The organism is Comamonas koreensis (genome assembly GCF_014076495.1).
Lineage (GTDB): Bacteria > Pseudomonadota > Gammaproteobacteria > Burkholderiales > Burkholderiaceae_C > Comamonas > Comamonas squillarum.
The window spans coordinates 2,575,736-2,595,613 of the sequence record NZ_CP043575.1 but is presented as its reverse complement, the minus strand read 5'-3'; the positions used below and the strand labels follow the sequence as shown (position 1 = coordinate 2,595,613).

Genomic DNA, 19,878 nt, shown 5'->3' with positions numbered 1-19,878 from the left:
TAGGCAGCCTGCGATCTCAGAAAAACCAGGATAGAGTTCCATACTTTCATGACATTTATGTCCGCAATGAACCCAGGCTATACGGGCCAGAAACGCAGGTGAGAACACATGGATAGCCTCAACGCATTTACGGTGTTTGTGCAGGTGGCAGAGACGCGCAGCTTTACGGCAGCGGGCCGGCTGCTGGGTATTTCTGCCTCGGCCGTGGGCAAGAGTGTGGCGCGGCTGGAAGACAAGCTGGGCGTGCGCCTTTTCCACCGCAGCACGCGCAGCATTACGCCAACGGCCGAAGGCCTGCTGCTGCTCGAGCGCAGCAGGCGCATCCTGGCGGAGATCGAGGCGGCGCAAACGGAGCTGTCGCAGGCCTCATCGGCGCCCCGGGGGCGGCTGCGCGTGAGCCTGCCCTTGGTGAGCACCTTGGTGCTGCCGGTGTTGGCCGATTTCATGCGCGACTACCCCGATATCCAGCTGGACCTGGATTTTTCTGACCGCTTGGTGGATGTGGTGGAAGAAGGCTTTGATGCCGTGGTGCGCACGGGCGAGCCTGCCGATTCGCGCCTGGTGGCCCGCAAGCTTGGCCATTTCAAGATGCTGCTGGTGGCGTCGCCAGGCTACCTGGCCGCCCACGGCACCCCCCAGAAGGTGCAAGACCTGGCCTCTCACCGCTGCATGCATTTCCGCTGGCCGTACAGCGGCAAGCTGGAGGCCTGGCCGCTTCCCGCCGCGGACGATGGCGAGCCCGTCAACCTGCCGGTGTCCATGGTCTGCAACAATATCGAAACCCGCGCCTGCTTTGCGTTGCAGGGGCGCGGCATCGCCTGCCTTCCGGACTTTGCCATCGGCGACGCGCTGGCCGATGGCAGGCTGGTGCAGGTCATGCCCGGGCTGGCCGAGCGCACGGGGGTGTTCCACATTCTGTGGCCTGCGGGCCGGCATGCATCGCCCAAGGTCAGGGCGCTGGTGGACTATCTTTGCGAGCGGATGTTTGCGGCTGCGGACACGAAAACGCAGCCCGGCGGGGCAGGCAAACGGCGCGCTTGATCGCTGATGCGCTGCGCGACCTTTCCCCGATCGCCCTCGCCTGCCCATGCCCATGCCCATGCCCATGCCGATGCTGATGCACTGTGCTTATACGGATACGTAGGCGGACGCAGCCCTGCTCTGCAAATAGTCCAGCATCGCACGCAGTTTGGGCGGTATGTGCGGCCCGGGGGCATGCAAGGCGTAGGCCATGCGCGGGGCGTAGCTGCCCGCCAGCTGCCAGCCGGGCAGCACCTGCACCAGGCTGCCGTTGGCAAGATGGCTGCGCGCGACAAAGTCGGCCATCAGCGCGATGCCAGAGGCAGCGCCATGCTGCAGCGCATTGAGCAAGCCCTGGCTGCTGGCAATGGTGATGGGGGTGTTCAGCCGCAGCTTGGTGGCAACAGTATTGGGCGCATCGGCTGGCACCAGCTCCACCAGGTTTTGGAAGGGGCCGTAGCCCAGGCTCATGCAGGGGTGGGCGAGCAGATCCTGTGGTTGGTTGATCGCCTGCCGGGATTGCAGATAAGCGGGATGCGCCACCAGGACATAGCCCACGCGCTGCAGCGGCCGGGCCACCATGGCGGGCGGTAGCGCATCGGCTGCAGTGATGCGGATCGCCAGATCCAGCCCTTCGGCGGTCAGGTCGGCCATGGTGTCGCTCATGCTCAGTTGCACCTGCACCTCGGGAAAGCGCGCGCAAAAGCCGGGCAGCAGCGGTGCCAGCCACCAATCGCCAAACACCAAGGGGGCGTTGATGCGCAAGATGCCCTGCGGCTGCTGGCGGTGGGCCGTCGCACGCGATACCGCCTGCTCGGCGCTGTGCAGCATCAGCAGGCAATCGGCATGCACGGCCGCCCCCACCTCGGTCAGCGACAGGGACCGCGTCGTGCGGTGCAGCAGCTTGACGCCCAGTGCCGATTCCAGCCGGCCGACGCTGCGGCTGACAGCGCCGGTGGTGAGGTGCAACTGCCGCGCCGCGCCCGCAAAGCTGTGCTGGGCGACAACCTGGACAAAGACCTGCATATCGGCAAGCGGGAGGGTATCGGGGGTCATGGCATCTCAGTGTTGATTTGAAGACAATAATAAATTGAATCAAAGCCATATTGTTTAATGATTGCGTTTGCATGACCATCGGAGCCATTGAATCCAGCGAGATACCGCCATGAACGCCTCCAGCGCAGCAGCCATGCCCCAAGCGGCAGCGAACCCCACCAACAGCCACAGCAGCGGCGGCACCTGGCGCATGGTCGCCGCGATGGTCTTGTCGGGGACGATTGGCCTGGCCGTCATCGAGAGCGGTTTGCCGGTGGAGCGCGTGGTGCTGCTGCGCTGTTTGCTCGGTGCACTGGGCCTGGGCCTGTGGCTATGGTGGCAGCGGGCCTGGGTGCGACCGGACCGGCGGGCCTGGACGGCGATGCTGATCGGCGGCCTGGCTTTGGTGGCCAACTGGGTGATGCTGTTCCACGCCTATGCCTATGTGGGCATCGCCATTGCCACGGTGGTCTACCATGTGCAGCCTTTTATGCTGGTGCTGGCCGCCGCCTTAGGGGGCGAGGCCATGGGCAGGCGCAAGCTGCTGTGGATGCTGCTGGCACTGGCGGGCGTGGTGCTGAGCAGTGGGCTGGGCAGCGAGGCCGCTGCCACCATCGCCGCGCAGGCGAGCGCGCCGGTCTGGGGCATTGTGCTGGCGCTGCTGGCCGCCGCCCTCTACACCGTGACAGTGGTCAGCACGCGGCGCGTCCAGGGCATTGCACCGGCGCAAATTGCGATGGTGCAGATGCTGGTGGGGGGCGCTGCGCTGGCGGTGTGGTCTGCACCGCAGCTGGTGCAGATGGTGGGGCCCAGCGCCCACCTGCCATCGGTCAAGACGCTTGTCTGCGTGCTGGTCTTGGGCCTGCTGCACACCGCGCTGATGTACGGACTGATGTATGGCGCCTTTCAGCGCCTGGGCCCAGCCGCCATTGCGATCCTGAGCTTTATCTACCCGGCAGTGGCCCTGGCCGTGGACTTGCTTTGGTTTGGTGCCCACCCCAGCACGCTCCAATGGTGGGGCATGGGCTTGATTGTGGCGGCGGTGCTGGGCTTTCGCTGGCAGGATCTGCGGGGCGGAGAACGATCCACATAGATGCCTGCTTGGGGTTGAATCCAGATTCGTCCGATCCGCCGCACTGTCTTCGCTGGCAATAATTCAGGCTCGCTCTCAAACGACGCCTTTGGCCCCATCCCCATCCGCTGCCAGCTTACGGAGCAAGAGTTTTGCAGAGACTGGTGGGTACCGCCGGGTCCATATAGTTGGCCGTTCACTCCACCAGCCCCATCGGCAGCGCAGCCGATTCATCCATGGCTTTTGAGGGTAATCAAGGTCTTTTTGACCTGGCCCCGGTAGGACAGCTCGTCGCCGTCATAGGCCGCCCGCTCCTTCCAGGTCTGGCGGGCAGGAGGCGCATCTTCCGAGTAGGAAATGCGCTCCGTCTCCAGCCGTGATTTCTGGATATCCGTCATCTTGGAGGGCTTGGCCTTTAGGTTGAGTTTCATGACCCGTTGATCCTGTTCAGTGCGGGGGTAGAGAGTACGCCTCGCGGGCATCTCATCGCCCCTGTCTTCATGCTGAGATGAAATAGATTTCGTGCAAGCGCTCTGCCACACGCCGCTCGGCCTGCAGGCGATAGCCTTTGGATTTCCAGATATCAACCTGTGCCGTGGTCTGATTCTTGGCCACCCGCCGCGTGTTTCTGGCGCCCAGTCGGCCCAGATAGATGTCGTAAAACGTCTCCATCCCTACTCCTGTAAAAAGGCAAGCGCCGATGCTGGCAGGCGGGCTGAGCATGGGAACATGCGGCCCCCCGGTCTCGTGAGGGTACATCAGGAAGGATTGCCTCACCCCACGGTACTCCTTTTAATGACCTTAAACCGCGCAACCCCAAAATCTCTGCCGGACGCAGGCAGCCCAACAGTCCGAGCCCGCCATGGTCTGGACGGAGGAGATTTCTTTTCGGCTTGTCTCACTTGGATTTCTCGCCGCTCCATGCCCGACAAAAGACGGCTGACTGGAAGGCGGTAATCACCGTTGAAAATGCCCAGTTTGGCGTTGGACCCAAGAGCGCTAACTGCATAAAACGCTGCTATGTGATCTCACGAAATCGTCCATGGACTCGCATCTGCGCCCAGCTCTCACATAACCAGGCATTCGATGCACCTGGCCATGGTCTGAACGCGGGCTTGTGCAATCCGCTCGCCATCCTTGAGAAAAATACAGCTGCACCCGCTGCAATGCCACCCCGCTGACTTTATAGCCATCGCTGCATTATTGGCAATTATTGACCCGCATCAAATACCACATCAACCGCATCTACCACGACACAGGAGATTCATCATAAAAAATCACTTACGCGCTGGAAACCGTTTTATCCCCGATGCGCTTCATTTGATTAAATTCAGGATAGCCATTTGAGTGGAATTATCCAAACTGAGATGCTGGTTACAGCAGCAATGCAAAAAATATGCATTTTTATGCTTTTATTCTCTTTGCTTTGCAATATAAGTGGCGTTTCCGCATTTATTTTTTGAGAAAGTGTGTGAGCTTGCTATCCAAAAATATGGCCTACGCCACTTGTCTGCTGGTGGGAGGGCTTGTGGCAACGCCCGCTTGGTCGGCTGATTGCGTCAGCGGCGTCAATACGGCCAATTGCAGCGTACCGGCTGGTCAAGCTCGGTCGTAATCGAAGTCTGGGGCGGCGGGGGTGGATCGGGAGGCGGCGATATCGGCATCGATGGCGGCGGCGGCGGGGGCGGTAGCGCCTACTGCAAGGGCAGCTTCAGTTTGGCCGCTGCACAGAGCTGACGATCAGCACTGGAACGGGTGGCACTGGTGGCGGCCTCGATGGCACAGCGGGTACCGCATCGACGGTGAGCTGGACGGGCGGCTCCATCACCGCCGCAGGGGGCGATGGCGCTACAGGCTCAACCGGTGGCGCAGGCGGAGCAGCTTGCAGTGGTTCTGGATTGACCGGTTTCTCAGGCGGCGCAGGCGCGGCTGGCGCGCCCACACCCACGGTGGAAGGCGGGGGCGGCGGCGGCTCTGCAGGCTCGGCGGCCAATGGTCTGCCCGGTGTCGGCTTGGTCGGCGGCATCGCCGTGGCAGATGGTGGCAAGGGCGGGAATGAAGAAGCGGCCGGCGGCGCGCCAGGCGGTGGCGGCGGCGGCAGCCGGGTGGGCATCGGCTTTGATGGTGGTGCCGGTCAAGTCAAGCTGAGCTTTGTCTCGCCTCCGGTAGCCAGCCCTACTGCGGTACCCACCCTTGGCCAGTGGAGTGTTCTGGCACTGAGCGGGACGCTGGCCATCGCCCGGCTTGGCAGGTCTGGGCCGCCGCAAACGCCAGTAAGGTCAGGACAGGAGGCAGTGGGCAGAGCGGCGGCTGCCCCTCCTCACAAGGGGACAGGCTTCGGCTGCCTTGCATCCTCGATGTGGCGCTCGCCACGCTCTTGACAAGAAATTTATCGCACACCGTAGTGGGCAAGCAACTCAGCGCTCCAGACAAGCCCGAGGAGACGCCAGAATGCTGTCGATGCGCTTCAAGTCTCAGCCCTCGATGGCATGGAACAAAGGCAAGGCCCACCTAAAACACCACTACGGTAGCGAGATGCTCTTCAATATTGACCTGAAAGCGATTCTGATTGCATTCGCCGTGAGTTATGGCGCAGTCACGCTGCTGCTGCAAAACATCACATTTGCGCTACTGGCCGCGTTGTTGCCCGATACCGCCCTCTATGGATTCGCCCCGCTTTTTCTCCTCGCGCTGTTCCTGTTGTTCACGCCCGTGCTCTCGGGCTATGTCGTGGCCAAATTGGCACGCAACCGGCCGCAACTCCATGTGTTGCTGAGCGCGCTGCTGGGTGCAGCGTTGTATGCGATTTTCAGCAAGTCGCATCCCCTGGTCTGGGCTTCTATCCCTTTGGTCTTGACCTGGCTGGGCCTCGCCCTCCTGGCCTGGAAGAACAAACGCCACTAGTGATCCACGCCTCAAGATGGGCTTGTTTTGCCAGAGGCCCGGCGCTCGGCATACCCAATGGCCAGCCCCATCACCACCACACCAGCTATCTGCAGCGCCCCCAACCTGTGGCCAAAATACTGCCAGTCCACCACGATCGCGATCGCCGGGTAGACAAACTGCAGCACTGCAATGCGCCCCGTCGGTAGCCGGGCCATGCCGATGTAGATCAAGGCATAGGCGGCGGCGGTATGCACCAGCCCCAGGGCAGCCAACCAGCCCCAAGCGGCACCCCAGGCCGGCCAGCCTTGCGTGGCGGGCGCACAGCACGGCGCTGCCAACAGCGCATTGCCACCAGGCCAGCACACCGGCCGGCATGGCACGCAGGCGCCGCGCGATGACGGTGACCTCAGCAGTCAACAATGCGCCCAGCAAGCACATGCCCACGCCCCACCAGTACTGCGGCTGGGCGCCCTGCTGCGATGCGGCCTGCTGCAAAACGCCGGTGGCCAGCACCAGCCCGAGCATAGCCAGCGCGACTGCGGCCACCCTGTGCCTGCCCGGCCGCTCGCCCAGGCACAGCGCGCCAAGCACCAACACCCACATCGGCTGCATATGGAACAGCACCACCGCTACCCCGGCGGAGATGCGCTCCATCGCCGCGAAGAACAGCACCCAGCCCAGCACCATCAAGGCGCTGGCCAGCAGCACCCAGGCCGCCGTGCTGGGTGCCAGCCGCAGAACATGCAGCTGCCGGCGCCACAGCAGCCAGGCCGTCAGCCCCAGAAGCCCGAAGGCACAGCGGAACCAGGTCGCCGTCAGAGCCCCGGCCTGGGCCATGTGTACAAAGATGCCGATGCTGCCCAAGATCGCACTGCCCAGCACAAAGGGCAGCACGCCGCCCAGGGCCTTGCCCTGCGTAACAGATACAGTGGGTGCGGATCGGTCCATGTTTGCAGCGGTCATGCGCGCAGGGTGGGGATGTGGGCTCATGGCCGCCAGTGTGCTGCGCAGACTACTTATCGAAAAGCGCATAATTCATGCATCAGCTATTCGTTTATCGAAACCCCATGCCAGCAAGCTCGCAAGACCTACAGATGGATTGGCTCAAGTGCTTTGTCGCCGTGGTCGATACCGGATCCCTCTCGGGGGCAGCCGGCGAGGTGCACCGCTCCCAGTCTGCGGTCAGCATGCAGCTCAAAAAACTGGAGGCCGCTGTCGGCCACTGCCTGCTCGAACGCGACAGCCGCAGCCAGCAACTCACCGCAGAAGGCCAGAGGCTGCTGGGCTATGCGCGGCGCATTCTGGATCTGCACAGCGAGGCACAGTTTGCGCTGCAGGGAGAGGCGCTCAAAGGCAGCGTGCGCCTGGGGGTGCCCGATGACTATGCAGCCAGGTACCTCACGCCCGTGCTCAGGCGCTTTGCCCCCCGCCACAGCGGCGTGGAGATCGTGCTCAGCTGCGAGCAATCGACCGCGCTGATTCCCCGTGTGGCGGCCGGCGATCTGGATCTGGCCTTGGTGTCGCGCGACCACGCCCGTAGGGGTACCCTGCTCTTTCATGAGCCCATGGTCTGGGTTGGCTCCGAGCACTTTGCACTGTGGCGGCGGGACCCGCTGCCCATCGCGGTGTACGAAGAAGCCAGCCTGGCCAGGCGCGGTGCCCTGCATTCGCTGGCCCTGCAAGGGCGCCAGCACCGCGTGGTCTACAACAGCTCCAGCCTGGCCGGGCAGATTGCCGCGGTGGAGAGTGGCCTGGCCGTTGCGGCACTGACCCAGTGCAGCGCGCCGCCCCATCTGCAGGTGCTGGGCAGCAAGCATGGGCTGGGCCCCTTGGCACCGATGGAGGTCGCCGTCTACCGCAGCAAGGAATCACGGCGCTCCAAGGCGGTAGACAGCTTGTACCGCCTGCTGGTGCATACGCTGAGGCAGGCGCAAGCGCCGGGGTAGTCCCAGGCAAGTGCCGTGGCGAGCAATGAATTCATAATTCATATAGAATTCTTGAATTATTCAGACCTCCTGCCATGCCGAGCCCTTCACCCCAGCCTTCCAACGATCTGCACCAGGCTATCGAGCGCGCACTGGCCAGCGGCCCGCGCTCTGGCCAGCAGCTGGTAGAGGCGCTGGGCATCAGCCAGCCAACGCTGTCCCGAGCTATTCGCGAACTATCGACCCGCGTCACCATGTTCCGTGAGCCGGGCCAGCGCACACCGCAGTACGCGTTGCTGCGCAAGCTGCCACTGGGGCTCAAGCCGCGCCAGCGCGTATACCGCTTTCTCTCCAGCGGCCACATCGTTCCCTATGCGGATCTTGAATTTCTCGTGGGTGGCGGCACGCTCGAGCGCGGGGATGCGAGCGCCATTCGCCTCTACGAAGGCCTGCCCCCCTATATGCTGTTCGCTGCGCCATCGGGGTTTCTGGGCCGGCAGCTCGCGCAAACGGCAGCCCTGCACCAGCCCTTCCCCGCCAGCTTGCGCGACTGGAGCGACGACCACCGCATTGCGTTTCTGTTCACCCAAGGCATGAATCTGCCGGGCAACCTGATCTTTGGCGATATCCCTTTGCAGCGGGAAATGGATTTGCTGCGCCAGCCCCGTCCACAAGTGCAAGACAAGCTCGACGTGTATGTCGCGCTGGCGCAGCAGCTCAAGAACGAATCCTATGGCTCAAGCGCCGGTGGCGAACAGCCCAAGTTTCTTTGGGTGGCCGAAGACACGGGATCGGTGATCGTCAAGTTCGCGCGCAGCGGCAGCCGCATGGCAGAGCTTCTGCCGCTTGAGCACCTGGCGCTGGCATCACTCGCCAACGTGGGTGTGCCCACCGCCAAGACCCAGCTGCTGGCGCGCGGCGAGTTTGTGTTTTTGGAAGTGCAGCGCTTTGACCGCGTTGGCAAGCAAGGGCGCCTGGGCATGCTCTCGGCCGGCGCCGTCGATGACGAGTTCTTTGGTGCGCGCGATACCTGGCCCGAGTTCGCCGCACGCTGCGTGAACGCAGACTACTTCAGCCCGCAGCATGCCGAGCATGTGGCCGTGATGGCCGCGTTCAGCGAGCTCATTGGCAATACCGACCGGCATTTCGAGAACATTTCGCTGCTGATTGGCGACGATGGCGAGTACCTGGGCATTGCCCCGGCCTACGACATCCTGCCGATGCGCTACGCCTCCATCGGCGGCGGGCTGGACCCCGAGCTGGTACCGATCGAGCCCAAGGTCAGCACCATTGGCGCCATCCCCAAGGTGTGGAGCCTGGCCGCACGTGCGGCCGATGCCTTCTGGGAAGCGGCCAGCGATGCCCAGCTGGCAGCACCGACCTCTGCGGCCATGCGGGCGCTGGCGCTGCGCAACCGCGAGGTCGCGCGGGCGTTTGCAGCGCCGCTGTTGCCGGGCTAAGAACCTGTTCTAACACCCTAGCGGCTCAAGCCCTGCCGGTCAATGTCAGCAAATGCCCGCCTTTGCGGCGCATCTGCCCTACCCACTCATAGACGATGGGCTCCTGCCGGGACACCTGAACCTGGAGCTCGACAATCAGCACGCTGAGCACGGCGGCAAGCTCAACCAGCGCAAAGCTGCGCCCGCCGCAGACCCGCTTGCCCCAGACAAAGCTGGAGATGCTGCCGGTCCCCATGCCAAACCCCTCCTGCAAGGCCGCATCCAGGTCCAGCTTCCAGGGGTCGGGCCGCTCCAGCGCCTTGTGGTTGACGCCCACCAGCGAGACCACCACCACATCCCCGGGCTCAACCTGCAGGTCGGAGAGCTGGTCACCCTCCTGGGCTAGGCGGGTGATGAATGGCAGCGGCGGATACAGCCGCAAGAGTTCGGCCACAAAACTGCGCAGATCGGCATGCTGCGCGATGGCGCTTTGCAGCGCCTGCCGGTCATGGCCATGCTGGGCGTACACCTGGCGCAAACCCAGGTGCAGCCGCTCTTGCACCTCAGGGTGCGTGGCCAGCAGGTGCAAGGCCCAGCCGATGGAGTAGGACGCGGTGTCGGTACCTGCGCCAAACAGCATGGTCAGCTCTTTTTCAAATGAGAAATCAAAGCCGGGGGCCGTCTCTGCCTGGAGCATGGCCGCCAGCATCGGGCTGCGCGGCACGCTGTCCCCGCGCAGGGTCTGCAAGGCCGCGAAGATGGTCTTGCGCAGCTGCAGAATCTCGCGAATATGCGCCTTGTCGCCCCCCAGGCCCTCTTGCCCGGGTGCCACAAAGGCATAGGCCGAAGCCAGCTCGATCAGGCGCGATGCACTGCCATGGGCCATGGGCAGGCTCGACAGCTCCACGTCCAGGAACATTTGCGTGAAGATGGACAGCATGCCCTGGTGGATGAGCGCCTCGTCGAGCACTTGTGACTGCGGCGCCAAGGCCAGGTGGCGGGCGATGTGCTGGCCATGCAGGGTGCTGAGGGCAAAGGCACGGCTGGCATCGTATTTACCCAGAAAGGGCTGCGAGAGTTCCTGGCGAAACCGCCAGGGCTCGCCATCATCGGTGAGCCGGGAGTTGCCTGCGACTTGGGTAAACCAGCGAAAGTTCTTCAGGTAGTTGTCGGCATTGCGCCGCATCACCCGGTCCGCGTCATCCAGGTTCTGGATGACCAGCATGCGGCGGCCATCGTGCTGCGGGCGCACGGTATTTTGCCGAGGCCGCTCACGCGCCAGCGCGTACAGATCATGGCAGAACTGGGAGGAAATATCGGTAGCGCTCATCACCGTGGTGGCCTCGTTTACACCGGCAGTTCAACAATGGCCTGCTTGCCAAAATGCGGACCATCGAGCACCTGCAGCACCGTTTGCGCGGCCTGCTCTGCACTGCGCAGCCGGCCGGCCAGCTGCAGCTGCCTGAACTGGTCGGCGGCGGGAAAGCGCTGCGCAGCCGTCTCGCGCATCTGCAGTTGCATGCCCGTGTCGATCACCCCAGGATGCAGGGCGCAGACCCGGGCCCCGTGAGCCTTGGCCGCCTCTTCTTGCGCCAGGCAGCGCGTGAACTGGTCCAGCCCCGCCTTGGCCGCGCTGTAGGGCGCCATCGAGGCCACCGCCAGCCGCGCCAGGCCCGACGATATATTCAGCACCTTGCGAACAAGCCCCTGGGCAGCGCTGGCCTCGGTGGCCTGCAAAAACGCTGCCGTCAGCAGCATGGGCGCTTCAAGGTCCACGCGCAGCACCTGGCGCAGCGACGATGCGGCCGTCATGGCCACTGGCGCAATCTGCTCGGCCTGTACTGCCGCGTTGTTGATCAATCGGATTTCACCCCAAGGCCCTTGCTGCTCGCCCAACCACTGCGCCAGCTGCGCTGCTACCGGCTGGGCATCGGCCAGATCGGCCTGCCATTGCCACAGGCTTGCGCCCTGCGCGGCGGCCGCTTGTGCCAAGGGCTCGCTGGCGTGGCGGGCGATGTGCAAAACGCCGGCCTGCGGCTGCGCCAGCAGTTGCTCGGCCATGGCCTGGCCCAGCCCACGGGTGGCGCCGGTGATGATGGTCAGCACATCGCAAGAGGCCACAGCTAGGCTCCTTCGCGTTGCGCTGCCTTCAATTGCTCCAGCAAATCGGCCAGGTCCCCCACCGTCTTGGCGGGCATGAGGCTGACGGGGTCGATGGCCTGGCCTGACTCCGTCTCCATTGCCACGATGATCATCTCGAACGACAGGCTGTCGATATTGCGCAGGCTCGCAATCGGGTCTTCCAGATGGATGCTTTGCGCAGGAATCAGCAGACTCTCGGCGATGATGCGTTGAATGGCAGCAAGCTGGGGATGGGACATGGTGGCGGAGCCTTTTGGGGTGCAGTTGGGAAAATCGAATCAATCGGGTGCGTCGGAGTCCGCGAGTATCGGAATCAGCCCTTGCTCAAAACGTCGCTGGGTGGCTGCCCGAGCCTTCTTGCCTGACGAGGTATGACCAATCGATCCGTTGGGAACCATGCAGGCACGCACTGCCGCACCGGCCGCAGCCGTAGCCGCTGCAGCGGCGAACTTCAAAGCATCGGGCTGGCACGACTGGCGCAGCGCCTTCTCGTGCACGAGCAGCACCAGCGCAGGCAGTCCGCCGGTCAGTTCACGGCATTGCAGCATCAGCATCTGGTCTGGCGCAATCTCCGCATTCTCGCTCGCCGCCGCCTCCACATCCAGGGGCCATACATTGCGGCCATGGATGACCATCAGGTCTTTGCTGCGCCCGCTTACAAAGAGCGCGCCATCGGCCGAGACAAACCCACGGTCACCCGTCTCGATGGCTTGGTCGGCAGCAACGGCGCGCAGCTCGCCCGCGCTGAAAACCCCCGACAGCTGCGCCGGCCCTTGGAGCCAGATATCGCCCTCCATCCCTGCGGGCAAGGGCTGCCCTGCAGCATCGCGCACCTGCAGGGTCCAGCCTGGCAATGGCCGCCCGCAGTTGACCATGGGCTTGGCGCGCGCGTCAGCCGCTGGCAGTGCATGCACCACCTGCCTGTCGTCGATATGGAAATAGCCGCGCAAGCGCTCAAAAGGCGCATCGCTCATCGTCACGGCCAAGGTCGCTTCTGCCAAGCCGTAGCTGGGCTTGAACGCATCGCGCGCAAAGCCCTGTGGCGCAAACGCCTGCGCAAAGGCCTGCAGTGCTGAATCATGCACATAGTCGCCCCCCACCCCTGCAATGCGCAGCGCATGCAGCCGGGCACCTGGCTCCAGCAGCGCTTCGGACTGCGCCGCCATCTGCCACGCAAAGTTGGGCGCATAGGTAATGGTGCTGCCCCGCGCAGCCATCAAGCCCGGCCACAAATGTGGCCTGCGTGCAAAAGCCGATGGCGCCAGATAGTCCACGCTGACCTGCCCGCACAGCGGGGCCAGCACAAAGCCCACCAGCCCCATATCGTGGTAGAACGGCAACCAGGAAAAAGCGCGGTCCTCCGCCGTGAGCGCCATGCCGGCCTGAAGGATCGCATCGATGTTGTGCATGAGCGCCGCGTGGGAGATGGCCACCCCCTTGGGCTGGCCGGTAGAGCCCGAGCTGAACTGCACATAGGCAATCGCCTCAGGCCCAGGCGCCGGGGGTATCGGCAGTGCAGCGGGATCCGCATCGACAGCCGCTGCCGCTAGGTCCTCAAAGGCCAGTATGGGCACATCCAGCTGGCCGTCCGACTGCAGCTGTGCCAGCAACTGCTTGGGCCCCATCAGCAGGCCAATGCCTGCCGCCTGGCACATGTTGCCCAGTGTCTGGGCATAGCGCGTCACGTCCTGCAGCGGACTGGGGGCGGGCAGCGGACATGGCACGCCACCCGCCCACTGGCTGGCACACAGGAGCGGCAAAAAATCGGGTCCGGTAGTGGCCACAATGCCCAGCCTCGGCCCCATGCCATCCGGGGGCGCTGCGAAGCGCTCCAAGCGCTGCAGCAGTTGGGCGGCATAGGCACGGGTTTGCTGAAATACCTGCGCATAGCTGCGTGTGTGCTGCAGCCGGCCCTGGCCATCGAACCAGCACAGCTGCTGACCAGGAAAGGCTGCCGCATATGCCAGCGCCTGCAGCAGATGCGCAAAACCGCCAATTTGCCGCTCAGGCATGGTGGGCAGGAGCCGGGCTCGCTTTTTTGGGCCGCAGGCTCAGGTCCTTGAAGCAGGACAGCACCATCACATCCAGGCGTTTGCCATCCTTGCCGGCAATCTCCTGCTTCAAGGTGGCTTCGTAGACGAAATGCTCGGTGTCGATCAGCGCAAACAGCAGCTTGCGGTTGGTGGTCAGCACGCGAGAGGTGATCTTGTCGATACCGCGGTGGTCAAACATCTCATCGCACAACGGAAACCAGGATTCCCAGAAAACCTCACGTCCGATCTTGATATGGGGGTCGGCGCCCAAGGTCAGGGTCGCCACACGGTGCTGGGGCGCGACGCTGAAGTTGTAAAAGCCCAGCAGCTGGCCTTGCGGCTTGCTGAAGATGCCGATCAGAAAATGTTGGATATTGTCAAAGCTCGCGACAAAGGCGCGCAGGCCATCGACCGAAAAGTTCAGCGGCGCGAGATTGAGGCCCTGGAGCATCTGGGCATCGTTGAACCACTGGGCAAACTCGGGCGTCACATCGGAGGCCAGCAGGCTGCGGGTCACCAGATGCGGGGTCTCGATATGCACCCGTGCGGCGGGAGACGCTTGCGCAGCAGCGGGCTGCACGCCATGCAGCGGAATCCGAAAACCACCTGTACTCATGCCACCACCTCACATACGCCGTTCAAACAAGCCACCGCCTTATCTTATCCATTCTGGCTGCGGTGCAAGGCAAGCAGCCGCTCCCAGTTCTGCTGAACGGAGATATGGTGCAAGGCCACAAGCGATGCCCATCCCTTGCGCACCCAAGAGGCCAGCACCGCATCGGGCAGGCGGTGGTAGGCATCCATATCGACCATCCGAAATCCACCCAAGGTATAGGGCTTGCCGGGTTGCAGCTCCACCGTCGCCTGGCGTTCCACCAGCAAGCGGTGGTGCTCCAGCGCCTGCATGAAGGCATAGCTGTGGTTGGCATCGTTTTGGCATTGCTGGCAAAACTGCACGATCTGAGCCAGAGTCTGGTTGGGATTGCCCTGGTAATCAAAAAGAGGCCGGGCGTCGGCATATTCGTGCAATGGCACCACCTGCTGCGCATGCGGGTCGAACCAGAAACTGGCGTTTTGGCCGTCCGGGTCGGGCTGCATCCAGAACGGATAGCGGCGCAGCCAGGCCGGCACATAGCTACCGGCCAGCCACTGCCCTGCAGCATCGACAAACAGGTTGCGCCCCTCCACCAGTGCCGTGATGGCGATGGGGATCCCACTGGCACCGGCTGGCCCGAACACGATGGGGTAATGGGCGCTGGCATGCCAGAACTCCCCCACCCCTAAAGGCACGGCATTGGCCGCAGCAGCGGCAGAGAAATGGGCTTGACCGCGCAAGCCCCAGCCCAGGTGAAGGGCTGGATCGAGCGCGGTCAATCCGCGGTAGAACATCGGCACAGCGGGCTGTGCAACGGCGGGGGTCATCAGTCAATCAGGGCTATAGGCCAATGCTAAGCAGGCACGGTGGAGGTTACCCCTGGTCCGACGCACGCCGACGCAGCAGGTGCGATGAGAAGGCGGCAAGCAGCCCCCCCAAGCCCAGCAATCCCAGCCAGGACATCGCAGGCACCGCCGCCGGCGCGATGGGAGGCCCCACATAAGGGATGGATGCCAGGTACCAGTTATTGCCCACTTGCTTGAGCTGGTACTGGAAACCACCCACGATCACCGGCGCGGCCAGCGCAAAACTGTTGGCAGGGTTGGCGCTGTCGGCCTGCACCACCAAAATGCCGTCGCCCGTGGTCTGCGCACCTGCACCACCCAGATTGCTGATTTGCAGCAAGGTCGTGCCGCTGATGGCACCGGCAATGTGCAGCTTGTCGCTGGCACTGCCATCGCCAGCCAATACCGTATCGAGTTGCACCGTACCGCCGCCTCCGGCCCAGGTACTGGCATTGGCCGTATCGGTGGCGCCAGGCGCACTGCCCCCGGTCAGCTGCAGCACCCCGCCGGTCTGCGTTACCGCCCCCAGGTTTTGGTTCGTGCTGCCTTGCGCCAGGGTACCCCCTGTGATCTTGGTGCTCGTCAAGGCAGGCAGTACGTTCGTCGCGGGAAGCTGCAAAATCCCTCCACGCACATCCAACCCGCCCGCAAAACTGGACTGGTCTGCCGGGTAGCTGGCAGCGACTGCGGGCACGCAAGGTGCCTGGGTATCAAATGCCCAGACGGCCGGGTCGAGCGCTGGCAGACCTGCCAAGGTGGGCGATATCACGGTCGTTCCCGCCTGCTGCACCAACTGGCCATTGCCGCTCAGTGGAAGGTTGAAATTTAAACTGCCGGTATGGTTGAACTTCAATTGGGCTGTCGACGCTTGCAGATTAATCTGCGACGCCTCAATCTTGCCCGGAGCGACCGCCGTTGCAGTCTCAGAGCCATAGACCACACTGCCGGATCCTGCAACATTGACGGGACCTAGCCCGCCCTGGAAGGTCTCGGTGTAGTACTGGCTGCCGGCAGGTGGCGATTCGGCATAGAGCCGACTGACGCCGATTTTCACGGTTGCGTCCACCGCCGCGACCAAGGTGCCCCCACTGCCTATTTGAACCTTGCCAATTGAATGCTCCTGGATCAGGTGAGCAGTCGACGAGTTGTAGTCGCTATGAGATTTGCCCGCCACCAGCAACTGTGTACCGCTACCGGTTGCCCGAACCAAGCCGGCGGCCGAACCGTCTGCACTGATCAACAGTGGCGCAGGTGCATTAGGGTATTGAGCAGGATCGGAGGCTTGACAGTAACCGGAGGAACCATACGTTGAGCCATTGCTGACCAGCGATTTTCCGCCTGCCAATATGTCCAATACACCATCGCCACCATTAGCGCCTACGGCCAATCCGCTATAGAAGTCTGCTTGGTTGGCAAAGCCGCTGGCGGTCGCCTGGACGGTAACTGTGCCTACACCCGCATCTTTGCCAATAAAACTGAACGGTAGCAAGGCACCTTTTTGAGATGTATCACTGTAGACCGGATTGCCAGATGCGAGTTTGCCATTGCCCAGAATGTCTACCGAGCCATTGCTCGCTGCGCCGTCGCCCACGGCAAAATAGCGCAGAGGCTCCGTCGAACTGGGGTAATTCACCTCCCCTGTCTGAAACACCAAACCAGCCCCATCAATACTGACCTGACCTTGGCCACCCATCTGGCCGATCAACGTGTTTTCCTGCGGGTATCCAAATACCACCGCATTAGGGGAGTTGTAGCCCAACTGCTGCGCGGTTTTGCCCGCACCCAGCACATTCACCAAGCCAGAGCTGCCAGCCCCAAGACCAACACCTAGCCCCGTCGAACTGGTCTGTATCCGAGCGCTACCCGATGAGGATGGAGAGGTACTAACATCGATCGTTAGCGTGCCTGTACCCCCCGCATCACCCACGCGGAAAAGCGGATCAACCAGCGAAAGAGCTGGCATGTCAGGATCGGGGTCGGTGCCCACCCCAAAGTAAATAAAGGAAGCATCGGCGTTGGCAGTGATGTCCAACGCACCAGACTGTCCATGTCCGACATACAGCCCATGCGATGTACTAAAGCTGCTATTGGCGTTGGTCACATTCCATGGTGCTGCAGGAGACGCGACATTGATGACATTCGCACCACTGCCATTTGCGACACCGAAGGACCAAGCTGCATCGTCCGTGATCTGACCAGACCCCAACCAGACATTGGAAGCCGCCTGCACCTGCGCAGCACATGTCATCGAAAAGACAAGCATCAACGATTTGCTTATCAGTGTTGGCTTGTGTTTGCCCATGCGTGGTGTTTGCATTAGATGCCCCTCTTCATTCACGTACCCGACCATTCAAATTAGATACAAACATGGCTCTGGCACCATGCAGCATCCATCGAATGGATATCTATTCAGCCTACGGCACAAGATGCCTCCAAGTCAACGCCTTTGCATGGCTATCCGATGCGGGTATATCAGGACTGAAAAACACAGAAAACCACAGAAAGTGGAGGCCAGCACGTTAGCAAAACACCGTTTCAAGATACACATATTCCATCATTTGCAGCGAGCATCATTCGACCTTTGGCCTACAAATGCCTGGCAAACAATTGTCATCTGTATCGACAAAGATACATTTAAAGCCATGGATGTCCGGCTGCAGCACGGCTCAAGCCGAGGGCAGATCTTGAGACCTGGATGTCGCTGCAACGGGCCGGAGGTCCGCCGCCACATGCAGCCCGCCAGGGCCTTCAACCCGCCCCGTGCTCCTCGACCACCCGCCCAAACCGCTCATAAATCGACTGCCCCCCCGATAGCAAATCGGTCTGGATCGCCACGCGCGCGGCATGCGCGTCGTTGCGGCGCAGGGCTTCGACAACGGGGTAGTGGTGGTCGATCATGCTGCGGCCGCCTTCGCTGTAGCTCTGGGCGATCAGCGGGCCCATCTTCAGCCACAGGCCGTACAAGATATCGGACAGCAGCGGCATGCGGGCCAGCTGGCACAGCGCAAAGTGAAAATCCTGGTTCAGCGCAATCGCCTGGGCAATATCACCGCGCCGCACCGCGTCCTCGTTGTGCTGCACCTGCTCGGCCAGGCGCTGCACTTCGTCAGGCGTGGCGCGCACGGCGGCCTGGCTGGCGGCCATGCCTTCGAGCTCCACACGGATGTTGCGGATCTCCAGGTACTCGTCCAAGGTCAGGCGCCGCACGCGTATATCGCGGGGGCTGAGCATCACCAGCACGCCGTGCTGCACCAGGCGCAGGATGGCATCGCGCACAGGCGTCACGCTGGTGCCCATCTGCGCGGCCAGCTCGCGGATCTTGAGACGCTCACCCGGTAGCAAGTGCCCTTTGACCAGCGCCTGCGCCAGCTGGGCATAGATCTGATCGCCCTTGCTCTCGGTGTTGACGCTCTCGAATCGGTCTGCCATCTGCCATTGCTCCTCGCGATGCTTGTTGTGATTTCGGTCTGCCAAGGCGGTGCTGACCACCCACCGTTTATGCAGCAAGATGCATCATAAGCCTTCATTGGCGCATGCAGGTTTACCCCGATGTCATTGATCACGGTTGCTGTTTAAATCCTCTTATTCAATTTATGATGCATCAAACATCAAATAGAGGTGTGCGCTGCTTTGACCAGACTGATCGCCCTTTGCGCCAGTTCTGACCAAGCAGCGCACCCTTGCACCACCGGCCGCCGCATCCCATGAACCGCTCCCCTTCCGCTCCTACAGCCCTTACCCCAGCAGATGAACCGGATGCCTTGGCCCAAGCCAGCCAGGCCTTTTTGACGGCCGTGCCCCAGGTCACCACAGAACAAGCGCAGGCACTGGCCTGGGAGGCCTATGGCATCCAAGGCAATGCGCAACCCCTGTCCGGAGAGCGGGACCGCAACTTTCTGGTTCGCACAGCCGACGGCAGCGCCGTGACCCTCAAGTTCATCAGCGCGGCCGAATCCTTGGCAGAAACAGAGATGCAGATAGCGGTGCTCAAGCACCTGGCAGGCCGCTGCGCCGTGCCGGTGCCACTGCACCATCCGCTGCGACTGCCCACCGCTACCCAAGCCAGCGCCCGCGTCTACACCAGCCCCCTCACCAGATCAGTTACCAGCCCCGATTGGCTGGACTGGCGCAGCCCGGCGGGCGAGCATTTGCGGGTGCGCTGCTACAGCTTTCTCGATGGCAAGGCGGGCAGTGATCTGCAGCGCAGTGGCGCCGCCTGGCAGGCCTGGGGCCTGGCGATTGCCCAGTTGCATGGTGCCTTGGCAGACTTTGCCCACCCGGCCACCGAGCGCCCCTTTTTATGGGATGCACGCCGCGCACCAATGCTGCGACCCTGGCTGGAAGTGGTGGACGATGCGCAACTGCGCGCGCAGATTGCAGCATTCTGGGCCGTGTTTGAACAGCGGCTGGTACAGCTGGGTCCGCAGCTGCCCACGCAGACCATCCACAACGACCTCTCGCCCAGCAACCTGCTGGCGAGCGACAACGGCCTGGGCATTGCCGGCGTGCTGGATTTTGGCGACATGCTGCTGGCCCCGCGCGTGGCCGACCTGGCCATTTCCGTCTCTTACCAAATGCCGCTGACCGACGCGCCCGATGCCGCGCTGGCCGCGATGCTGGCGGGCTACGAAAGCCTGCTGCCGCTGACGGCTGCCGAGCATGCCTTGCTGCCTGATCTGATCCTCGCACGGCTCACGCAGCGCATGGTGATTACCGCCTGGCGCGCCCGCCTCTACCCCGACAACCGCGTCTATATCCTGCGCAGCCAGGCCACGGCCACGGCCTTGTTCCGCCGCATGATTGGCGACTGGCTGCAAACCCATGGCGCGCAGGCCGACCACCGTGCCGACACCCATCCCACCGCCGCCTGACCTCACCCGGAGCAC

The 19,878-nt window shown here is 62.8% G+C and carries 19 protein-coding genes and 1 pseudogene; 6 read left to right on the top strand and 14 right to left on the bottom strand.

Annotation, left to right across the window (positions count from 1 at the left end; all coding sequences use genetic code 11):
- Positions 1–108: 108 nt before the first annotated feature.
- Positions 109–1,041, top strand: a complete 933-nt coding sequence (locus F0Q04_RS11620; protein ID WP_116926961.1) for a LysR family transcriptional regulator — start codon at positions 109–111, stop codon at positions 1,039–1,041.
- A gap of 87 nt (positions 1,042–1,128) precedes the next feature.
- Here the strand turns inward: F0Q04_RS11620 and F0Q04_RS11615 are convergent, their stop codons facing one another.
- Entirely contained in the window at positions 1,129–2,076 is a 948-nt protein-coding gene (locus F0Q04_RS11615) for a LysR family transcriptional regulator (RefSeq protein WP_182345495.1), read from the bottom strand.
- A gap of 109 nt (positions 2,077–2,185) precedes the next feature.
- On the opposite strand from F0Q04_RS11615, the gene F0Q04_RS11610 reads away from it, so the two are divergent.
- Positions 2,186–3,148, top strand: a complete 963-nt coding sequence (locus tag F0Q04_RS11610; protein ID WP_232539617.1) for a DMT family transporter — start codon at positions 2,186–2,188, stop codon at positions 3,146–3,148.
- A gap of 209 nt (positions 3,149–3,357) precedes the next feature.
- Here the strand turns inward: F0Q04_RS11610 and F0Q04_RS11605 are convergent, their stop codons facing one another.
- The 3 genes from F0Q04_RS11605 to F0Q04_RS11595 all read right to left on the bottom strand — a co-directional run bounded on the left by F0Q04_RS11605 (position 3,358) and on the right by F0Q04_RS11595 (position 5,265).
- The gene (locus F0Q04_RS11605) at positions 3,358–3,558 is read right to left on the bottom strand and encodes a hypothetical protein (protein WP_133248190.1); all 201 of its coding nucleotides are present in this window, start codon (positions 3,556–3,558) and stop codon (positions 3,358–3,360) included.
- Between the two features lie 67 nt (positions 3,559–3,625).
- Positions 3,626–3,799, bottom strand: coding sequence for a hypothetical protein (locus tag F0Q04_RS11600; protein WP_165841217.1), 174 nt, complete (start codon positions 3,797–3,799; stop codon positions 3,626–3,628).
- Between the two features lie 1,238 nt (positions 3,800–5,037).
- On the bottom strand, positions 5,038–5,265 hold the full coding sequence (locus tag F0Q04_RS11595) for a hypothetical protein (protein WP_116926964.1): 228 nt from the start codon (positions 5,263–5,265) through the stop codon (positions 5,038–5,040).
- 313 nt (positions 5,266–5,578) lie between these two features.
- Between F0Q04_RS11595 and F0Q04_RS11590 the strand changes: the two genes are divergently transcribed.
- Entirely contained in the window at positions 5,579–6,031 is a 453-nt protein-coding gene (locus F0Q04_RS11590; RefSeq protein ID WP_133248192.1) for a hypothetical protein, read from the top strand.
- A gap of 11 nt (positions 6,032–6,042) precedes the next feature.
- Here the strand turns inward: F0Q04_RS11590 and F0Q04_RS24250 are convergent, their stop codons facing one another.
- Together F0Q04_RS24250 and F0Q04_RS24245 are read right to left on the bottom strand one after the other, a co-directional pair.
- Positions 6,043–6,351, bottom strand: coding sequence for a DMT family transporter (locus F0Q04_RS24250; RefSeq protein WP_332839225.1), 309 nt, complete (start codon positions 6,349–6,351; stop codon positions 6,043–6,045).
- Between the two features lie 451 nt (positions 6,352–6,802).
- Positions 6,803–6,850, bottom strand: a pseudogene (locus F0Q04_RS24245) (hypothetical protein); the annotation flags it as partial.
- A 257-nt stretch (positions 6,851–7,107) separates the two neighbouring features.
- Between F0Q04_RS24245 and F0Q04_RS11580 the strand changes: the two are divergent.
- The gene (locus F0Q04_RS11580; protein ID WP_232539616.1) at positions 7,108–7,959 is read left to right on the top strand and encodes a LysR family transcriptional regulator; all 852 of its coding nucleotides are present in this window, start codon (positions 7,108–7,110) and stop codon (positions 7,957–7,959) included.
- A gap of 74 nt (positions 7,960–8,033) precedes the next feature.
- Positions 8,034–9,398, top strand: a complete 1,365-nt coding sequence (locus F0Q04_RS11575) for a HipA domain-containing protein (protein ID WP_182345494.1) — start codon at positions 8,034–8,036, stop codon at positions 9,396–9,398.
- Between the two features lie 25 nt (positions 9,399–9,423).
- On the opposite strand, the gene F0Q04_RS11570 is transcribed toward F0Q04_RS11575, so the two are convergent.
- The 8 genes from F0Q04_RS11570 to F0Q04_RS11535 form a co-directional block, all read right to left on the bottom strand.
- The gene (locus F0Q04_RS11570) at positions 9,424–10,707 is read right to left on the bottom strand and encodes a cytochrome P450 (protein ID WP_182345493.1); all 1,284 of its coding nucleotides are present in this window, start codon (positions 10,705–10,707) and stop codon (positions 9,424–9,426) included.
- 17 nt (positions 10,708–10,724) lie between these two features.
- Positions 10,725–11,498: an SDR family NAD(P)-dependent oxidoreductase gene (locus F0Q04_RS11565; protein ID WP_232539615.1), complete on the bottom strand. Its 774-nt coding sequence runs from the start codon at positions 11,496–11,498 to the stop codon at positions 10,725–10,727.
- Positions 11,499–11,500: 2 nt separating this feature from the next.
- Positions 11,501–11,758, bottom strand: coding sequence for an acyl carrier protein (locus F0Q04_RS11560; RefSeq protein WP_182345492.1), 258 nt, complete (start codon positions 11,756–11,758; stop codon positions 11,501–11,503).
- A 39-nt stretch (positions 11,759–11,797) separates the two neighbouring features.
- Positions 11,798–13,531 (bottom strand): AMP-binding protein, encoded by a 1,734-nt coding sequence (locus tag F0Q04_RS11555; RefSeq protein ID WP_182345491.1) that lies wholly within the window; start codon positions 13,529–13,531, stop codon positions 11,798–11,800.
- A complete protein-coding gene (locus F0Q04_RS11550; RefSeq protein WP_182345490.1) occupies positions 13,524–14,168 on the bottom strand; it encodes a GNAT family protein in 645 nt (214 codons plus the stop codon). Before F0Q04_RS11550 ends, F0Q04_RS11555 begins: the two co-directional genes overlap by 8 nt.
- A gap of 44 nt (positions 14,169–14,212) precedes the next feature.
- Complete coding sequence (locus tag F0Q04_RS11545) at positions 14,213–14,974, bottom strand: SapC family protein (protein ID WP_182345489.1); 762 nt, start codon at positions 14,972–14,974, stop codon at positions 14,213–14,215.
- Between the two features lie 46 nt (positions 14,975–15,020).
- On the bottom strand, positions 15,021–17,309 hold the full coding sequence (locus F0Q04_RS11540) for an autotransporter outer membrane beta-barrel domain-containing protein (protein WP_182345488.1): 2,289 nt from the start codon (positions 17,307–17,309) through the stop codon (positions 15,021–15,023).
- Positions 17,310–17,740: 431 nt separating this feature from the next.
- Complete coding sequence (locus F0Q04_RS11535; protein WP_182345487.1) at positions 17,741–18,421, bottom strand: GntR family transcriptional regulator; 681 nt, start codon at positions 18,419–18,421, stop codon at positions 17,741–17,743.
- Between the two features lie 275 nt (positions 18,422–18,696).
- On the opposite strand from F0Q04_RS11535, the gene F0Q04_RS11530 reads away from it, so the two are divergent.
- Positions 18,697–19,863 carry a phosphotransferase gene (locus F0Q04_RS11530; RefSeq protein ID WP_182345486.1) on the top strand — a complete coding sequence of 389 codons (1,167 nt, stop codon included), beginning with the start codon at positions 18,697–18,699 and terminating at the stop codon, positions 19,861–19,863.
- The last annotated feature ends 15 nt before the right edge of the window (positions 19,864–19,878 follow it).

Bases quoted from the DNA above. Each gene is read 5' to 3' on its own strand.
- F0Q04_RS11620 (WP_116926961.1), top strand. From the start codon at position 109: ATGGATAGCCTCAACGCATTTACGGTGTTTGTGCAGGTGGCAGAGACG.
- F0Q04_RS11615 (WP_182345495.1), bottom strand. From the start codon at position 2,076: ATGACCCCCGATACCCTCCCGCTTGCCGATATGCAGGTCTTTGTCCAG.
- F0Q04_RS11610 (WP_232539617.1), top strand. From the start codon at position 2,186: ATGAACGCCTCCAGCGCAGCAGCCATGCCCCAAGCGGCAGCGAACCCC.
- F0Q04_RS11605 (WP_133248190.1), bottom strand. From the start codon at position 3,558: ATGAAACTCAACCTAAAGGCCAAGCCCTCCAAGATGACGGATATCCAG.
- F0Q04_RS11600 (WP_165841217.1), bottom strand. From the start codon at position 3,799: ATGGAGACGTTTTACGACATCTATCTGGGCCGACTGGGCGCCAGAAAC.
- F0Q04_RS11590 (WP_133248192.1), top strand. From the start codon at position 5,579: ATGCTGTCGATGCGCTTCAAGTCTCAGCCCTCGATGGCATGGAACAAA.
- F0Q04_RS11580 (WP_232539616.1), top strand. From the start codon at position 7,108: ATGGATTGGCTCAAGTGCTTTGTCGCCGTGGTCGATACCGGATCCCTC.
- F0Q04_RS11575 (WP_182345494.1), top strand. From the start codon at position 8,034: ATGCCGAGCCCTTCACCCCAGCCTTCCAACGATCTGCACCAGGCTATC.
- F0Q04_RS11570 (WP_182345493.1), bottom strand. From the start codon at position 10,707: ATGAGCGCTACCGATATTTCCTCCCAGTTCTGCCATGATCTGTACGCG.
- F0Q04_RS11560 (WP_182345492.1), bottom strand. From the start codon at position 11,758: ATGTCCCATCCCCAGCTTGCTGCCATTCAACGCATCATCGCCGAGAGT.
- F0Q04_RS11555 (WP_182345491.1), bottom strand. From the start codon at position 13,531: ATGCCTGAGCGGCAAATTGGCGGTTTTGCGCATCTGCTGCAGGCGCTG.
- F0Q04_RS11550 (WP_182345490.1), bottom strand. From the start codon at position 14,168: ATGAGTACAGGTGGTTTTCGGATTCCGCTGCATGGCGTGCAGCCCGCT.
- F0Q04_RS11545 (WP_182345489.1), bottom strand. From the start codon at position 14,974: ATGACCCCCGCCGTTGCACAGCCCGCTGTGCCGATGTTCTACCGCGGA.
- F0Q04_RS11540 (WP_182345488.1), bottom strand. From the start codon at position 17,309: ATGCAAACACCACGCATGGGCAAACACAAGCCAACACTGATAAGCAAA.
- F0Q04_RS11535 (WP_182345487.1), bottom strand. From the start codon at position 18,421: ATGGCAGACCGATTCGAGAGCGTCAACACCGAGAGCAAGGGCGATCAG.
- F0Q04_RS11530 (WP_182345486.1), top strand. From the start codon at position 18,697: ATGAACCGCTCCCCTTCCGCTCCTACAGCCCTTACCCCAGCAGATGAA.